This is a genomic window from Parvularcula sp. LCG005 (assembly GCF_032930845.1).
Taxonomy (GTDB): Bacteria; Pseudomonadota; Alphaproteobacteria; order Caulobacterales; family Parvularculaceae; genus Parvularcula.
The window spans coordinates 1,652,757-1,667,770 of sequence record NZ_CP136758.1 but is presented as its reverse complement, the minus strand read 5'-3'; the positions used below and the strand labels follow the sequence as shown (position 1 = coordinate 1,667,770).

Sequence of the window (15,014 nt, the reverse complement as noted above, 5' to 3'; positions counted from 1 at the left end):
TGCAACTCCCGGCCCTGTTTACACGTTGGTATGCTGGACACCTCCAACGGAGGCAATGGAGGGATTGTTCATGACCGATTATGTGACGCGAAGCCTTGGCCATGATGAGCATCCGCTAAGGATCGACGGTATTGCGTGGCCCTATCACCTAGGCGCGTGGTTGGCGTTGATCTTTCTGGGTATTCTCGTCATCGGCGTCATTATCTTCCTGCGCATGCATATCTGGATGCTGACCACCAAGTTTGCGGTCACTGACCGCCGGGTGCTCATGAAAACCGGCTGGCTTTCGCTGCACACCCAGGAGCTGGCCCTGACCGCCATCGAGGAAATCGAGATTGATCAGGGCTTTTGGGGACGCCTCTTCAATTTTGGCCGGGTGCGCATTGGCGGGTCCGGTGCCGGGCACATCGTCTCACCGCCGATCAATGATCCCGTCGGTTTCCGAGCGCTGCTTGGGGACGCACGGGACGCCTATTTCGAGCATTCCGACCGGATGGCCGCCCAGCGTCTCTGAACGCCATGCAGGTCGTGGCTGACCGCCCTTATTTGGAATTCTCGTTGGCGGCCTTGGGCTTGTTCAGGCCCAAGGAGTCCTTGATGTTGCCGATCAGGTCCACATCGGCGCCGTTGCGCTTCATGATCGTATACTGCTGCACAACGCCAAGGAACGTGTTCCATGCCCAGTAAAGAACCAGACCGGCGGCGAACGGCGCAAACATGAACAGGAAGATCAGCGGCATGAAGGCAAAGATCTGCGCCTGGGTCTTGTCGGCGGGCGGCGGGTTCAATTTCATTTGAACCCACATGCACGCGCCCATGATCAGGGGCAGCACGCCGATGCCAAGGAACGATCCGATATAGGGAACGGTTGTCGGATCGAATGGCAGGATGCCAAACAGATTGAAGATGGTCGTCGGATCGCGCTGCGACAGATCCTTGATGTACAGGAACGGCTCGTGCCGCATTTCGATCGTCGTAAAGAGTGTTTTGTACAGCGCATAGAAAATCGGCATCTGCGCGAGCATGGGCAGGCACCCGGCCGCCACATTGATGTTGTGCTTCTTGTAAAGCGCCATCATCTCCTGCTGCTGCTTCATCCGGTCGTCGCCATAGCGCTCTCGGATCTTCTGCATCTCAGGCTGGGCTTTCTTCATCCCGGCCATGGATTTGAAGGACATGTTCGCCAGCGGGAACAGGATCGCCTTGATCACTAGCGTGAGAAGAAGAATGGCGATGCCGTAATTTCCAACCAGCCCGTGGAAGAAATGCAGCGTGTTGAAGATGGGACGGGTCAGGAAGAAGAAATTGCCCCAGTCGACGGCCATGTCAAACCGCTGGATCCCAAGCCCGCCATCCTCGATGGGGGCTTCGTAATCGCGCAGGACCTCCACGACCTTTGCGCCGGCAAAGAGGTGCGATGTGATCGTCATCGTCTCGCCCGGGGCGACGGAGATCGGATCGAGCTCATATGTCGAACGGAAGAGAGGCGACGCGCCCTGCTGCACATCCAGCTTGGCGCGGAACGGTCGATCCTGAGGCGGAATAACAGCGCTCAGCCAGTACTTGTCCGTAATACCGACCCAGCCGCCCGTGCCGGACTGCTCAATGCTGCCTTTCTTGAGCATTTGCTTGTATTTGCGGTCGTACAGACGATCTCCGACCACACCCAGCGGACCCTCGAACAGGATCATCATGTTCTGCAGGTCGTCCGGTATATTGCGCTGGTAGGACGCGCCATAGGGCTGCATCACTGCCGCGTCAGAGCCGTTATTGGTGACCTTGTGGTCGACGGCGAACATGAATTTATCATCGACACTGATCCGTACAGCATGTTCGACCGACCCCACCGTTCGTGTCAGGGTGACGGGCGTGGCGGGGGTCAGGGTCTCACCTTCGGCGATCGTCCACTGGGCCTGCCGGTCCGACTGGCCATTAATGGCGAGGCCGGACCGCATATATTGCGCGTGATCGGTCTGCTGCGGTGTCAGAAGGACGACCGCCGATTCGTCGTGCACGGTATCGTCGTAATTCTTGAGCGTGATATCGTCGAAGGTCAGACCCGTCAGGTTGATCGAGCCGGTCAGCTCCGGCGTTTCGATCGGCAGCCGCGCTGCTGAGGAAGCGATGGCGTCTTCTCTGGTGAGCGGGGTGGGTGCAGCGCTCGACAGAAAATCTGTATCCCCTGTGGCGCCTGGATCATCGGTCAGCCCCTGTTCAATCCGCGCCTGTTCGGCGGCGGCGCGCTGTTCGGCGAGGGCTTCCTTCTGTGGCCCAAGGACGAAGAAGTCCCAACCCAGAAAAATGAGACCCGTCATCACGAGGGCGAGGATGAAATTACGATCCATGATATGGTCCTGCGCCGCTTTGGCGGCGCGTTATCGTGCGATTGCAGCAGGGTTGCGGGGGTCTACAAGCGCATGGTGAAGATCGTCAAGGAGACGCTCAAAGCTTCTGGACGCGGCGGCCGGTTTTGCGATCAGGATGTAGTCGGTGCCAGGCTCGCCATGCTGGGCCAGGACGGCGCGGCAGACCTCGCGCAGGCGACGCTTGATGCGATTGCGCATGACGGCGTTGCCGATCTTCTTGGTGACAGTGAAGCCAACACGGATAACAGCGGGATCCGTAGGGCCCGTATTACGCTTCATGCTCACAAGCAAAAAAGCCGGCGTCTGACGGCGCCGGCCTGATCGTAGTCGCAAAAATTCCGACCGCTTCTTGAGGATTTCAAGAGCCATGTGCGTCCAAGGCGCAAATGCGCCTCGACAGTCCTATGCGGACAGCTTGTTACGGCCCTTGGCGCGACGCGCAGCAAGAATCCGGCGTCCACCGACAGTTGATTTGCGAGCGCGGAAGCCGTGGCGGCGCTTACGGACAAGGCGGCTTGGCTGATAAGTACGTTTCATGACACTGACCGGTTCAAATTGAGTGTGTTCCGAATGAACCGCGGCCTATACTGGCTCAGATGAGCGTCGTCAACCGGAGTTAGGCCGCTTGACGCGGTGCCAGCCGATAAAGTGAACGGACTGGCCCGACCGTAAGGCGCGGATGCAATATTCATCCGTCGAGCGACGTTTATCGACAGATATTTTAGCCGTCCAGATCACTTAGGTGATGATCTTGTTTCGCAGGTGCGGCATCAAGCGATGTGTGGGCGAACGGTACAGCGTGGGAGAACGACCCTGATCGAATCCTTTAATATCGCCATCCTGATCGGCGCGGCGCTTATCTGTCTTGCCGCCCTGACGAGCCTTGTCTCCCAGCGATTTGGCGCCCCGCTGCTTCTGATCTTTCTCGCCATCGGTCTTCTGGCCGGGGAAGACGGTATTCTCGGCATTGAGTTCGATAGTGGTGCGACAGCGTATTTCATCGGCTCGCTCGCCCTTGCCATCATCCTGTTTGACAGCGGGTTTGAAACACCATTGCGCAGCTACCGGACCGCGGCCGGACCAGCCCTCAGTCTGGCGACCGTAGGCGTCGTGCTGACGGCAGGCCTGACGGGCCTGATCGTGCATGTCCTGTTCGGTCTGCCGTGGCTCGAGGCGTTTCTTCTCGGCGCGATTATCGCCTCGACCGATGCGGCGGCCGTCTTCTTTCTTCTCAAGACGAGCGGCATTCGCCTGCGGGAAAAGGTGGGCGCGGCGCTGGAAATCGAATCGGGTGCGAACGACCCGATGGCGGTTTTCCTGACGATCCTGCTGGTGGAAACAATCGCCGCCGGGGCCGGTGCAGAAAGCCTGTTCGGGTTTGGACTTCTCGGGATCCTTGCCCAGCAGATGGGTCTGGGGCTCCTGTTCGGGGTGGTTGGCGGCTTCGGGATTTCTTGGATTCTCAACAAGCTCGTCAATCTCGACCCCGGCCTTTATCCGATTACCGGTCTCGCCGCAGCGCTCGTCGTGTTTTCAGCGTGCGCGCTATTGGGCGGCAGCGGTTTTCTCGCCGCCTATGTGGCCGGGACAGTTGCCGGCAATCGCGGTGTGCGGTTCGCCCATCGACTCCGCCGGTTTCAGGTGGGCATGACCTGGCTCGCACAGATCGGGATGTTCCTTGTCCTCGGCCTGCTCGCCACGCCCAGTGAATTTGGCCCCATCCTGTTGCCGGCCCTCGTCATGGCGGCACTTCTGATTTTTGTCGTGCGGCCTCTCGCCGTCTGGCTCTGCCTCTGGCCGTTCGGATATCGCTCGCGTGAGCGGCTGTTTATCGGCTGGGTGGGCCTGCGGGGCGCTGTGTCCATCATGCTGGCCGTACTGCCGGGGCTTTACGGCATGACTAATGGCAGCGCCTATTTCAACATTGTCTTCGTCATGGTGCTCGTCTCGCTGCTGGTGCAGGGCTGGTCGATCCCCGCCGCGGCAAAAGCGCTCGATGTGACCATCCCCGGCGATCTGACCCTTGTCGACCGGGTTGAGCTGGAACTGCGAGGCGGCACGGAGACGGAACTTGTCGGCTACCGCATCCACCCCGAAAGCGCGATCGCGACGGGAGAGCGAATCCCCCGATGGGCGCGCCCGGCCATGGTCCTTCGGGATGGTCATTCCTATTCCATCCACACGATCGGGCCGCTGCGCGCAGACGATCAGGTCTATCTTTTTGCCTCACCGCGCCAGATCCGCATTCTTGACCAAATCTATGGCGGGCCGTCCGAGCGTCAGGACGGTGTATCGGATATCCAGTTCTTCATCCGGGCGTCCACGCGTCTCGCTGACCTCAACCAGCAATATTCGATCACCGGGCTGGATGACGACCCTGAGAAAACGATAGGCGAGCATCTCGATGAGGCGTTTGATGGCTCGCCCGTGGCAGGGGATCGCATCTCGATGCCCGCCGTGGATCTTGTCGTGTCGTCGATCAACGAGGCGGGCAAGATCACCGTTGTCGGGCTTGTCTTTCACGAGGAAGATCCCGGTGCCCGATATCTCATCACTGAACTCCTCCGCCAGGCGTGGATCCGCACGCGTATCATGGGCAGTAAAGCCCGCGGGCTGCTGCCCGTCGGCCAGAACCGCTCCTAGAGTGTAACCTGTCGACGCTGCGTGCCGAAAAAGCCCGAAAGTCGTCCGAACTGACGTACGACCTACAATCGACGTCAACAGGAGACGAGAATGGCGGAACATAATGAGGGGCCCAAGGGCGGTGTGTCCCTGGCCAAGCTGGCACCGATCGGTGTCATTGTCGTTGCCCTCGCAGCCTTTTTCGGTCTGGGATTGCAGCGCTATTTTGACTGGCCGGTCCTGAAGGAAACGGTCGCGGGCTTTCAGGCGCAGATCGAAAACAACATACTCCTCTCGGTTCTTGTCTATCTGGGGATCTATGCCGCGCTGGTGGCCATTTCCTTTCCGGGGGCGACGATCCTGACCATTCTGTCGGGCTTCCTGTTCGGGCAGTGGTGGGGCACGCTGGCCGCTTGGCTCGGCGCCAGCCTCGGAGCCACTGCGATCTTCCTCGCCGTCAAAACCGCGTTTGGCGATGCGATCAGTCGCAGGGCCAGCGGGTTTATTGCCCGCATGGAGAAAGGCTTCCGCGAGGACGAGTTGAGTTACATGTTCCTTCTGCGTGTCGTGCCTGTCTTTCCGTTCTTCGCTGTCAATATTGCCGCTGGGGCATTGGGCGTGAAGTTGCGCAACTTCGCGCTGGGCACGCTGGTCGGCATTCTGCCCGGCTCATTCGTCTACGTCTCTATTGGCAACGCCATCCGGCAGGGGTCGGCCACACTTGATGATGCGGGTATTGGCGCTGTCTTCTCAGAGCCGGCAGTGTTCCTGCCCTTTGTTGGGCTCGCGCTGCTCGGACTTATTCCTATTCTGATCAAGCGCTTTGGGGGCAAGAAAGCGCGCACACTGACTGAAAGTGAACCTTCATGACAGATATCAAATGCGATTTGTGTATTATTGGCGCGGGGTCCGCAGGTCTGTCCATCGCCTCCGGGGCGGCGCAGCTCGGCCGGAAAGTCGTTCTGATTGAGAAAGGCAAAATGGGCGGCGACTGCCTCAACTATGGCTGTGTACCGTCCAAATCGCTGCTCGCCTCTGCAAAGACGGCGCAGGGCTTTCGCACGGCTGAAAAATTCGGGATCGGTGCGGTCGAGCCTGACGTCGACTTTGCCAAGGTCCATGATCATATCCACAGTGTGATCGCCGCGATCGAACCCAATGACAGCCAGGAACGGTTCGAGAAACTTGGCTGTACGGTCCTGCGAGAGGCGGCCCGGTTTATTGGCCCGCGCGAAGTGATGGTGGGCGCGGATAAAGTCCGTGCCAAACATTTTGTCATCGCGACGGGTTCCCGACCGTTCGTCCCGCCTATCGAAGGGCTGGAGAGCGTACCCTATCTGACCAATGAAACCCTGTTTGATCGCACCTCGCCGCCGCGGCATCTTTTGATCATAGGTGGCGGACCGATTGGCCTTGAGATGGCGCAGGCCCACCGCCGCCTTGGCGCTGAGGTGACTGTGATGGAGCGGGGGACCATCATGCCAAAGGACGACCCGGAACTGGTTGAGATCGTCAGACAACGGCTGATCGAAGAGGGCGTGGTGCTGCATGAGCATACGGATATTACGCGGGTCGGCGGACAGGATGGGGCGATAACCGTTCAAGGACAAAAAAGCGGCGGGGCATTCGATGCGTCGGGCAGTCATCTCCTTGTAGCAGTCGGTCGGCGCGCCAATTTCGAGAGCCTCGATCTGGAGAAAGCTGGCGTTGAAACCCATGACAAAGGCATCAAGGTCAATGATCGCCTTCGGACATCCAACAAACGAATCTACGCCATCGGCGATGTGATTGGCGGCAGACAGTTCACACACGTCGCAGGATACCACGCCAACATCGCCGTGCGGAATATTCTGTTCAAAATGCCGACGAAGAATAAGGACGATATCGCACCATGGGTCACATATACCGACCCGGAACTCGCGCATGTCGGCCTGAATGTGGGCATGGCTGACGAAAAACGTGAGAAATACACCGTGGCCGAATGGTCCTATGACGAAAACGACCGCGCGCAGGCGGAGCATGCGAATGCTGGCAGGGCCAAGGTCCTGGTCGGCAAGGGCGGGCATATCCTCGGCTGCACCATCGTTGGCAAGAATGCCGGTGACCTGATCGGCCCCTGGGCCCTGGCGGTGGCCAACAAGCTGAAGATCGGCGCGTTTACAAGCATGATCGCGCCCTATCCGACGCTGACTGAAGTGTCGAAACGGGCAGCCAGCGCGTATTATTCGCCCACGCTGTTCTCTGGAAAGACACGCAAGCTCGTCAGCCTGCTGTCCATTTTCGATTGACAGATCAGCCGGTAATGCGGCGGGGCCAGCGGCGATGGAAAATGAGCCATTGGTCCGGACGATGCAGGATGAAATGGCCGATGGCCTCGTTCATCGCAGCGGACAGACGTTCCGTGTCATCCTTGGTGTTGCCGCTGGTCTTAATTTCAATAGCGGGATGAGCCGTGACTCGAAAGCGCGAGCCGGGCAGGCGCTCGATCTGCAGCGGGATCATCGGCACATTCTGCATCAGCGCCAGACGCGCCGCCGCGGGGGCAGTCATGGCGGGGTGACCCAGAAGCGGCACGGATATGCCATCATTCAGCTTCTGATCCGTCAGCATACAGAGGGAATAGCCATCTTTCAGCACGGTCAGCATGCTGCGCGCACTGCGTTTGTTCTTGGGTAGCTGGTACCGGGTCATGGCACTGGCGCGCCGCTTGATGATGTCCGCGTCGACGATGGGATTATTGGCCGGCCGGTAAACAACAGCGTTCTTCAAACCCATCTGGTAAAGCTTCGCCGGCAGTGCCTCCCAGTTTGCAAAATGTCCGCTGAAAAAAACGGCATTGCCGTGACGGTCGATGACATCCTGGATGATCTTGGCATTCACCACCTCGGTGCGATCCGCCAGTTTGTCGAGATGTGCAAACTCAGCGAAGGTCGCGCCCAGATTATACCATGCCCCGCGCAGGATGGCTGCGCGTTCAGCGGCCGTCATGTCAGGGTAGATGAGACTGAGATTGACATGGCCACGATTATGGATCGGACCGAACATCGGTCCGATTGTCTTCAGGACAAGGCCCATGCGATGGGCGGCCTTCTCCACGCGTTGCGCCCCGCTTATCGCCAAGAGGCCCCGCGCCAACGTCGCTTCCACGCGATGCATGAACGTCGTCCGGCGGTTCTTGCGCGGCTCGGGCAGGGCGATATCGTCGTCCCAGCGTTTGGTCATCGTGTTCATAACAGGTCCGTTCTAGCCCCAATACGTGCCAGAAGGCTATCCAAAAGCGGCAAATCGTAAACGTCGAGCCTGGCGTCGGCGACAGCGATTCCGGTGCGTTGCTCAATCTTCAACCGCGCCAGATCTTTGGCGGTGGTGACGAGAGCCGCGTTTCCGGCCGCCTCATGCAAGGCCTGTATGTCTTCATCGGTATAGGGATGATGATCCGCAAATGAACGCGTACCCGTCAGCGTCACGCCCGCTGCGCGCAGGCCCTCGTAAAACTTCTCCGGCCGACCAATGCCGCAAAAGGCAAAAACAGGCTGATCAACTGGCAGATCCGGCGCGACTGTACGGATGGATGCCCTGATCATCGGTGTTTCGGGCGCAATGGGCAGGTCCGGGGGGACGTCCTCAGCAAGCGGCCCCATGACGATCACGGCATCGGCACGCGTCATGGCAAAATTCGGGCTCTCCCTGAGGGGGCCCGCGGGAAAGACAAGTCCGTTGCCAAGGCCAGCTTTGCCATCGATCATGAGCAACGTCAGGTCCTTGCGCAGGGACGGGTTCTGCATCCCGTCATCCATCACAATAATGTCAGCACCCTGTTCAACGGCGGCGACGGCGCCCATGTCCCGGTCACGGGCGATAATGACGGGCCACCGGCGGGCCTGCATCACGGCCTCATCGCCGACGTCGGCGGCCTGATGCTCACGCTTCACGCGCATCGGACCGGGTTCCTTGCCGCCATATCCCCGCATCAGGATGAAGGGGCGGTGACCCATGGTGCTTAATCGGTCGCACAGAAAATCGGCCATGGGCGTCTTGCCCACACCGCCCATTGAGATGTTCCCCAGACAGATGACCGGGCAGGCCGCCGCCATGGGCATGGCGGTGCGCAATTTTCGTTCTACCGCAATCCGATAAAGCGCACTCAATGGACGCAGCAATATGGCAGCAGGATGATGGGCGCCGGTAGGTGATGTCCAGAAGGCGGGTGGCTTGATCATTGGTCTTGCTGCAAAGCGTTCAGGACAGGACCAATCGCCTGAACGATGTCATCGAGGACTTTGGTGGCGCTCTTTTCGGACCATTCCATCGCATTGTCTGCCATCTGATTGCGCGTGCGCGGATCTTTCAGCAATCGCAGCAGGGATGCACTAAGATCGCGTTCATTGCGTACAAGGGCGAGCGCCCCGCTTTGGCGCATGGACTGAAACGTATCCCGGAAATTGAAAACATGCGGTCCCGTGACGATGGCGCTGCCGAGGCGCGCCGGCTCCATGGGGTTATGGCCGCCAACCTCAACGAGACTTCCGCCGATGAACGCGACATCCGAAAGGCGGTAGAAAATACCGAGTTCCCCAAGAGTATCGGCCAGATAAACCTGCGTTTCCGGCGTCGGTCTGTCGCCGGTGCTGCGTCTCGCTATGGAGAGGCCCGCATCTCGAAACTTTGTATAGACCTCATCGCCGCGTGTCGGGTGGCGCGGTGCAATAACCGTCAGAATGTCTGGAATTTGCGCCGCCAGTTGATGATGGGTCTCGACGACAAAATCCTCCTCGCCGACATGGGTGCTGGCGGCGAGCCATACGGGTCGGTCGCCGACATCGCCGGCCAGTTGCTCCAGGGCTTCAGTGTCGGTCGGCAGAGCGGGTGCAGCCTGTTTCAGGTTGCCAAGCATCGGGACGTCGCGTCCTGCAAGATCCGCCAACCGCTCCGCATTGTCCGTATCTTGCGCAAGAAGTACACGGAACGTGTCAAGCAACTCCCGCGCTGCTCCCTTGCGGGCCGACCAGCTCTTGTAGGATTTGGGCGACAGCCGGCCATTGACCAGCGCCAGCGGGATATCCCGTTTGCCAAGCTCACTCAGCATGACGGGCCAAAGCTCAGATTCGATGAACACGACCGCATCGGGGTGCCAATGCGTCAGAAACTGTCGGACGAAATGGACCTGATCGATGGGCACATATTGGTGAATAGCCTTAGGCGGCAACCGATCGGCCATCAGCTGGGCCGAGGTGATCGTACCGGTCGTCACAAGAAAGTGTGCGTGCGGATATTTCTCTGCCAGATAGTCGATGAGTGGCAGGACGGACAGGCTTTCGCCGACACTGGCGCCGTGTATCCACATCAGCTTGCCCTGTGGCCGGTCAACACTGGCCACACCGCGACGTTCGGCGACGCGCCCCGGGTCTTCCTTGCCAGCCTTCAGACGCCGGCTCAGGGCGTAGTTGGCCACAGGCTTCAGAAAAGCGTTCGCCGCGCGATAGGTGCGAAGGGAAAACGTGCGTTGAGGGGCGGTCATGGTTGGGCTTTCGTGGCGACGGGCTGGAGCGCCACCGGCTCTGGGGGTTCGGACTGATGACCGCACAGGCGATCAGCCGTCTCGGTCACGTCATTCAGCGCTGATTCAATATCCAGCCGTCCCTTCTCCAGCGCATCTTCGCCGCGGCCGACGCGAATGGGCGTGCCATAGACAATCGTGCCGCGGGCAAAGGGGATCGGGAGAGGGAGGACGAACCGGTCCCAGCTGTCAAACGTCTTGGAAAATCGTGTGTTGAACGCGACCGGCAGGACCGGCACATCAGCAAGCCGCGCCAATTGTGCAATCCCGGCCTTGGCCCGTTGTCTTGGGCCTTTGGGGCCGTCGGGGGCCATGCCGATGACGGTGCCGCTACGCGCGTCACGAACCAGTGCCTTGAGCGCTGTTGCGCCCTTTTTGTTTTTGTCCTGCTTGCGCGGATTGAAGCTGGAGCCGCGACGTGTTTCCACGCCAAACCGGCCGACGAGCTCCGCGATCCACTCGCCATCGCGGTGTTCGGAAGCGATTGCTGCTGTCGGCATGTTGTGCGCCTTGGAAATCGGCGGAATCAACAGGATGCGGGAGTGCCAGAAGGCATACACGAAGGGCTTGCTGTCCCGGTACAGCGCCTCGTGGTTGCCCTGTCCGACGTGATCCCAGCGCGTAACGGCCCAGCAGAGCCGGATATAGGCCGCGCCGAGATGGGTCAGGATAAAAAGAAGGATCGGATTGACTGTTTTTTTGCGGGCCACGGCGCACTCGGCTAGATGAACATGATCAATACCCGCCCCCGGCGGCAAAATCAAAACGGTCGTAGGATATCTTGCCCGAAACGCCTGAAAAACCGCTGATCCGTCGTTTGTGGCGGACCTTCCTGGCGCCGTACAAGGGGCGGCTGGCGCTCGCCTTCGCCTTCATGATCGGTCTGGCGGTCGCCGAGGCGGCATTTGTGATTCTGACCGAGTGGATCTTTTCAGGGCTGGATCCCGCACCAGGACGACGTTTTTCCGCCAATGCCGAAACCGTGATGTGGTGGGCGCCGCCGATCGTCGTTGGTCTTGGCATCCTGCAGGCTGCCTTTTTCTATCTGCAATCGGTGACCTCACAGAATGTGGCCGTGCGGACGCTGCGCGATTTGCAGAAGGCGATGTTTCACCGGATCGGCGTTTTTGACCTATCCCAGTCGGCGGATGATGGCAGCGGCCAGCTGGTCTCGCGATTCACCAACGACATGACGATCCTGCGCGAAAGCCTGACCCGCGCGCCGAGTGGGGTGCGAGACATTGTACGCCTCGCCGGTCTTGTGGGGATATTGGCGTATCAGGACTGGGTCCTGTTGCTCTCGGTTGCCGTTATCTACCTGACACTCGGCATGCCGATCTCGTGGTTGGGCAAGAAGGTTCGGACGCTCGGCCGGGACGTCCAGTCCCAGATCGGTGACATGACCGGGCTTCTGACCGAGACGCTGCGCAGCCAGCGAATGGTGAAGACCTATCGCCTCGAAGAGTATGAGCGCGCACGCTTGGGGCAGGCGTTCGACATTCGTTACAGCCTTCTGGACCGGCTGATCCGTATCCGGTCGGCCAATGAACCGATCATTACGGCGGTGGGAGCCGTCGCGATTGGCGCGATCATCGGTATTGCCGCCTTGCGGATCAATGCAGGGCTCCTGACCGGGGCGGAGCTTGTCTCATTCCTCGTGGGGATGGCAATGCTGTCGCAACCCGCGCGGGGTCTGGGGACACTGAACGCTGTCGTCCAAGAAGGGCTGTCCTCCCTTGAGCGGGTGTTCGATGTTCTTGATCGCGAGCCGCGCATTACGGACGGCGCGACAGCGAAAGACTTGAGCCTCGCGCCGGGTGAGGCTGTGCCGATTTCGTTTGAGGGCGTCACATTCGGGTACGATGCCGATCAACCGGTCATTCAGGACCTTAATCTTCAGGTCCCTGCAGGCGCCACGGTGGCGCTTGTCGGGCCTTCGGGTGCGGGCAAGTCCTCCGTCTTCAACCTGCTGCCGCGTCTTTACGATCCGCAAGCGGGGCAGATCCTTATCGCCGGACAATCCGTGCACGAGGCCACGCTGGCCTCATTGCGAGAGGCGATGGCGCTGGTTTCGCAGGACGCCATCCTGTTCGACGATACCATCGAGGCGAATATCCGGTTCGGGCGTCAGGACGCGACCGACGACGAAGTGCGCGCGGCCGCAGAGGCCGCCGCGGCGGCGTCATTTATCGACGATCTGCCGTCAGGGTACCAGACGCGGGTCGGAGAGGCGGGTGGCCTCCTGTCCGGTGGGCAACGCCAGCGCGTGGCCCTGGCCCGGGCCTTCCTGAAGGACGCGCCGATCCTGCTGCTCGACGAAGCGACAGCCGCGCTCGACGCCCAGAGTGAACGCCTGATCGAAGAGGCGCTGGCCCGTCTGTCCAAGGGACGCACAACCCTCGTCATTGCACACCGTCTGTCGACTGTGCGGCACGCCGATCTGATCTGCGTCATGGACAGGGGCCGGGTCGTTGAGACCGGCACCCATGATGAGCTTGTGGCGCAGGACGGGCTCTATGCCCAACTCGTCCGCCTGCAGTTCCGTGAGGGAGCGCCGGCATGACCCCGCAGCATTTCGCCATCCTTCTCCTCGTCTGCATCGCCTGGGGCGGGCACTTCACGGTCATGAAGCTGGCCATGGAGGGGGCGCAGCCTTTCTTCTACGTGACGATGCGGATGGGCCTTGTCGCGCTGATCCTCTCGCCGCGCCTGAAATGGCACGCCGGGAAGATGCCGCAGCTGCTGCTGGGGGGCCTCGCCTTTGGTTGCCTCAACTATCTCTTCTTCTTCAGCGGTATGCGGATGACCCCTGCCAGTGTGGGGGCCGTGACGATCGAGCTTTATATGCCGATTGCCACGATCCTGTCCGTCATCTTTCTGGGGGAGACCATTGGGTGGCGGCGGGGCGTCGGGCTCATTCTGGCCTTTGCGGGCGTGGTGATCGTCGCCCTTTCGGGGCATGAAGTGGCGGCGGATCCCGCGGCGTCGAACAGCGTGCTGTTCGGCGTCCTTCTGATCGTGGGCGGCGCATTCAGCGAAGCGGTGGGCGCCATCACCATCAAGAAGACCACGGGGATCAAGCCGCTGGAAATGCTGGCCTGGTTCGGCGTGGTCGGTGTCGTGGGCGCCGGCGGGATGAGCCTTCTGTTCGAGCGCGACCAGCTTAGCGCATTCGATCCTGAGCATCGTGGCGCAACCCTCGGCACACTGACCTATTCGGTGCTTGTCGCCTCCCTGTTCGGTCACGCCACCTATTACTGGCTGTTGCAGCGGGTGGATGTCAGCATTCTGACCGGGGCGGGTCTGATGACAACGATCATCGGCGTTCTATCGGCCGCCCTGATCCTTGGGGATGAACTGACCGTCTCGTTCCTGATCGGCGGGATGACAGCGCTTGTCGGTGTGGCGATCATCGTCGTGCGGTCCGCCAAGAAGAATGCGGACACTGCGCCGGTCGCGGCGAGCGGCGTCGCGCCTCTGCCTGGGAGCATGGATATATGAAGCCGATCATCGACGCCCCATCGCCCAATTGTGATGAGAGAGCTGAGCCCATCTCCCTCGTCGTGCTGCATTATACGGGCATGGAGAGCGGCAAGGAGGCATTGGACCGCCTGACCGATGCGGCGTCCAAGGTGTCGGCCCATTACCTGATCGAACAGGATGGGCAGGTCTATGCCCTGGTGCCTGAGGAGAAACGCGCATGGCATGCCGGGCTTGGCGGATGGGGCCCCCATGACAATGTCAATCAGGTCTCCATCGGGATCGAGCTGGTCAATCGCGGGCATTTCTGGGGGTATGAGGAATTTCCCGAGGCGCAGATGACCGCGCTGGAAGACCTGTTGGCCGGGATGATGCAGCGCCACGGCCTGAAGCCCCATCAGGTGGTGGGGCATTCGGATATTGCGCCGGAGCGGAAAGAAGACCCGGGCGAGAAATTTCCCTGGGACCGCTTTGCGGCAAAGGGCCTGACCCTCGGCACCTATCAGGGCGGAGCGGATGGTCCGCTGCCGGATTGTGTCGAGGCGATCGAGATGCTGGCCGAGATCGGCTATCGCGTGACGCCGACCCACCCGGTGGCGGCGACACTGGCGTTCCAGCGGCGGTTCTGTCCGCAGGATCTGGGACAGGGCCTCAGCCCCCTGACCCGCGCGGCGATTTCGGCGGTGGCAGGGCGGCTCCGCGTCTAGCGGCGGCGCTGTTCTGCTTCGATGAACCGGTTCAGGGCCGACTGGAGCTGGCAATAGGACGCGCGGGCGGCGCGGCGCCGAGTATGCTCATATTCACGCAAATGACGGCGGCGTTCGCGCTCGGCCTTTGGCATATGGACACGGGGCATCCGCTCGCCCTTTCGTCGAGGTTGCGGGGGATAAGTCCGGGATACCGTGCGCCAGCCCCAGCCAGCGAGGGATCATTTTATATTGTGCTGGCCGGTGAGGGCTTTCCACACCTGGCCGGCGCACGGCGCGCCA

15 protein-coding genes are annotated in these 15,014 nt (G+C 60.6%); 7 read left to right on the top strand and 8 right to left on the bottom strand.

The features are described from left to right. The first annotated feature begins 70 nt into the window (after positions 1 to 70). The gene (locus tag RUI03_RS07845) at positions 71 to 514 is read left to right on the top strand and encodes a PH domain-containing protein (protein ID WP_317286905.1); all 444 of its coding nucleotides are present in this window, start codon (positions 71 to 73) and stop codon (positions 512 to 514) included. 28 nt (positions 515 to 542) lie between these two features. Here the strand turns inward: RUI03_RS07845 and yidC are convergent, their stop codons facing one another. Genes yidC through rpmH form a run of 3 tightly spaced genes read right to left on the bottom strand, consistent with a single transcriptional unit; the run spans position 543 to position 2,903 of the window. Then, on the bottom strand, positions 543 to 2,345 hold the full coding sequence (gene yidC, locus RUI03_RS07840; protein ID WP_317286904.1) for a membrane protein insertase YidC: 1,803 nt from the start codon (positions 2,343 to 2,345) through the stop codon (positions 543 to 545). 30 nt (positions 2,346 to 2,375) lie between these two features. Next, positions 2,376 to 2,735, bottom strand: coding sequence for a ribonuclease P protein component (rnpA, locus tag RUI03_RS14745; protein ID WP_410795860.1), 360 nt, complete (start codon positions 2,733 to 2,735; stop codon positions 2,376 to 2,378). Between the two features lie 33 nt (positions 2,736 to 2,768). Further along, on the bottom strand, positions 2,769 to 2,903 hold the full coding sequence (rpmH, locus tag RUI03_RS07830; protein WP_317286902.1) for a 50S ribosomal protein L34: 135 nt from the start codon (positions 2,901 to 2,903) through the stop codon (positions 2,769 to 2,771). A 240-nt stretch (positions 2,904 to 3,143) separates the two neighbouring features. Between rpmH and RUI03_RS07825 the strand changes: the two genes are divergently transcribed. The 3 genes from RUI03_RS07825 to RUI03_RS07815 all read left to right on the top strand — a co-directional run bounded on the left by RUI03_RS07825 (position 3,144) and on the right by RUI03_RS07815 (position 7,276). Continuing rightward, a complete protein-coding gene (locus RUI03_RS07825) occupies positions 3,144 to 5,009 on the top strand; it encodes a potassium/proton antiporter (RefSeq protein WP_317286901.1) in 1,866 nt (621 codons plus the stop codon). 90 nt (positions 5,010 to 5,099) lie between these two features. After that, positions 5,100 to 5,858 carry a TVP38/TMEM64 family protein gene (locus tag RUI03_RS07820; protein WP_317286900.1) on the top strand — a complete coding sequence of 253 codons (759 nt, stop codon included), beginning with the start codon at positions 5,100 to 5,102 and terminating at the stop codon, positions 5,856 to 5,858. Continuing rightward, complete coding sequence (locus RUI03_RS07815; RefSeq protein ID WP_317286899.1) at positions 5,855 to 7,276, top strand: dihydrolipoyl dehydrogenase family protein; 1,422 nt, start codon at positions 5,855 to 5,857, stop codon at positions 7,274 to 7,276. Before RUI03_RS07820 ends, RUI03_RS07815 begins: the two co-directional genes overlap by 4 nt. Before the next feature lie 4 nt (positions 7,277 to 7,280). On the opposite strand, the gene RUI03_RS07810 is transcribed toward RUI03_RS07815, so the two are convergent. The 4 genes from RUI03_RS07810 to RUI03_RS07795 are packed head-to-tail and all read right to left on the bottom strand — an operon-like array spanning position 7,281 to position 11,255. After that, a complete protein-coding gene (locus RUI03_RS07810; RefSeq protein ID WP_317286898.1) occupies positions 7,281 to 8,219 on the bottom strand; it encodes a lysophospholipid acyltransferase family protein in 939 nt (312 codons plus the stop codon). Then, the gene (lpxK, locus tag RUI03_RS07805; RefSeq protein WP_317286897.1) at positions 8,216 to 9,208 is read right to left on the bottom strand and encodes a tetraacyldisaccharide 4'-kinase; all 993 of its coding nucleotides are present in this window, start codon (positions 9,206 to 9,208) and stop codon (positions 8,216 to 8,218) included. Before lpxK ends, RUI03_RS07810 begins: the two co-directional genes overlap by 4 nt. Further along, a complete protein-coding gene (locus RUI03_RS07800; protein WP_317286896.1) occupies positions 9,205 to 10,506 on the bottom strand; it encodes a 3-deoxy-D-manno-octulosonic acid transferase in 1,302 nt (433 codons plus the stop codon). Before RUI03_RS07800 ends, lpxK begins: the two co-directional genes overlap by 4 nt. Beyond that, positions 10,503 to 11,255 (bottom strand): lysophospholipid acyltransferase family protein, encoded by a 753-nt coding sequence (locus RUI03_RS07795; RefSeq protein WP_317286895.1) that lies wholly within the window; start codon positions 11,253 to 11,255, stop codon positions 10,503 to 10,505. The genes RUI03_RS07800 and RUI03_RS07795 overlap by 4 nt, the downstream gene beginning before the upstream one ends. A 71-nt stretch (positions 11,256 to 11,326) precedes the next feature. Between RUI03_RS07795 and RUI03_RS07790 the strand changes: the two genes are divergently transcribed. From RUI03_RS07790 to RUI03_RS07780, 3 genes are read left to right on the top strand one after another with little or no spacing between them, the layout of a single operon-like run. Next, a complete protein-coding gene (locus tag RUI03_RS07790) occupies positions 11,327 to 13,108 on the top strand; it encodes an ABC transporter ATP-binding protein (protein ID WP_317286894.1) in 1,782 nt (593 codons plus the stop codon). Beyond that, on the top strand, positions 13,105 to 14,046 hold the full coding sequence (locus RUI03_RS07785) for a DMT family transporter (protein ID WP_317286893.1): 942 nt from the start codon (positions 13,105 to 13,107) through the stop codon (positions 14,044 to 14,046). Before RUI03_RS07790 ends, RUI03_RS07785 begins: the two co-directional genes overlap by 4 nt. Next, positions 14,043 to 14,732, top strand: a complete 690-nt coding sequence (locus RUI03_RS07780; protein WP_317286892.1) for an N-acetylmuramoyl-L-alanine amidase — start codon at positions 14,043 to 14,045, stop codon at positions 14,730 to 14,732. The genes RUI03_RS07785 and RUI03_RS07780 overlap by 4 nt, the downstream gene beginning before the upstream one ends. Here the strand turns inward: RUI03_RS07780 and RUI03_RS07775 are convergent. After that, positions 14,729 to 14,881: a hypothetical protein gene (locus tag RUI03_RS07775; RefSeq protein WP_317286891.1), complete on the bottom strand. Its 153-nt coding sequence runs from the start codon at positions 14,879 to 14,881 to the stop codon at positions 14,729 to 14,731. The genes RUI03_RS07780 and RUI03_RS07775 overlap by 4 nt on opposite strands. Positions 14,882 to 15,014: the final 133 nt, after the last annotated feature.

What these genes read in the sequence shown, in the direction of transcription:
- RUI03_RS07845 (WP_317286905.1), top strand. Translation starts at nt 71, where the DNA reads ATGACCGATTATGTGACGCGAAGCCTTGGCCATGATGAGCATCCGCTA.
- yidC (WP_317286904.1), bottom strand. Translation starts at nt 2,345, where the DNA reads ATGGATCGTAATTTCATCCTCGCCCTCGTGATGACGGGTCTCATTTTT.
- rnpA (WP_410795860.1), bottom strand. Translation starts at nt 2,735, where the DNA reads ATGGCTCTTGAAATCCTCAAGAAGCGGTCGGAATTTTTGCGACTACGA.
- rpmH (WP_317286902.1), bottom strand. Translation starts at nt 2,903, where the DNA reads ATGAAACGTACTTATCAGCCAAGCCGCCTTGTCCGTAAGCGCCGCCAC.
- RUI03_RS07825 (WP_317286901.1), top strand. Translation starts at nt 3,144, where the DNA reads ATGTGTGGGCGAACGGTACAGCGTGGGAGAACGACCCTGATCGAATCC.
- RUI03_RS07820 (WP_317286900.1), top strand. Translation starts at nt 5,100, where the DNA reads ATGGCGGAACATAATGAGGGGCCCAAGGGCGGTGTGTCCCTGGCCAAG.
- RUI03_RS07815 (WP_317286899.1), top strand. Translation starts at nt 5,855, where the DNA reads ATGACAGATATCAAATGCGATTTGTGTATTATTGGCGCGGGGTCCGCA.
- RUI03_RS07810 (WP_317286898.1), bottom strand. Translation starts at nt 8,219, where the DNA reads ATGAACACGATGACCAAACGCTGGGACGACGATATCGCCCTGCCCGAG.
- lpxK (WP_317286897.1), bottom strand. Translation starts at nt 9,208, where the DNA reads ATGATCAAGCCACCCGCCTTCTGGACATCACCTACCGGCGCCCATCAT.
- RUI03_RS07800 (WP_317286896.1), bottom strand. Translation starts at nt 10,506, where the DNA reads ATGACCGCCCCTCAACGCACGTTTTCCCTTCGCACCTATCGCGCGGCG.
- RUI03_RS07785 (WP_317286893.1), top strand. Translation starts at nt 13,105, where the DNA reads ATGACCCCGCAGCATTTCGCCATCCTTCTCCTCGTCTGCATCGCCTGG.
- RUI03_RS07780 (WP_317286892.1), top strand. Translation starts at nt 14,043, where the DNA reads ATGAAGCCGATCATCGACGCCCCATCGCCCAATTGTGATGAGAGAGCT.
- RUI03_RS07775 (WP_317286891.1), bottom strand. Translation starts at nt 14,881, where the DNA reads ATGCCCCGTGTCCATATGCCAAAGGCCGAGCGCGAACGCCGCCGTCAT.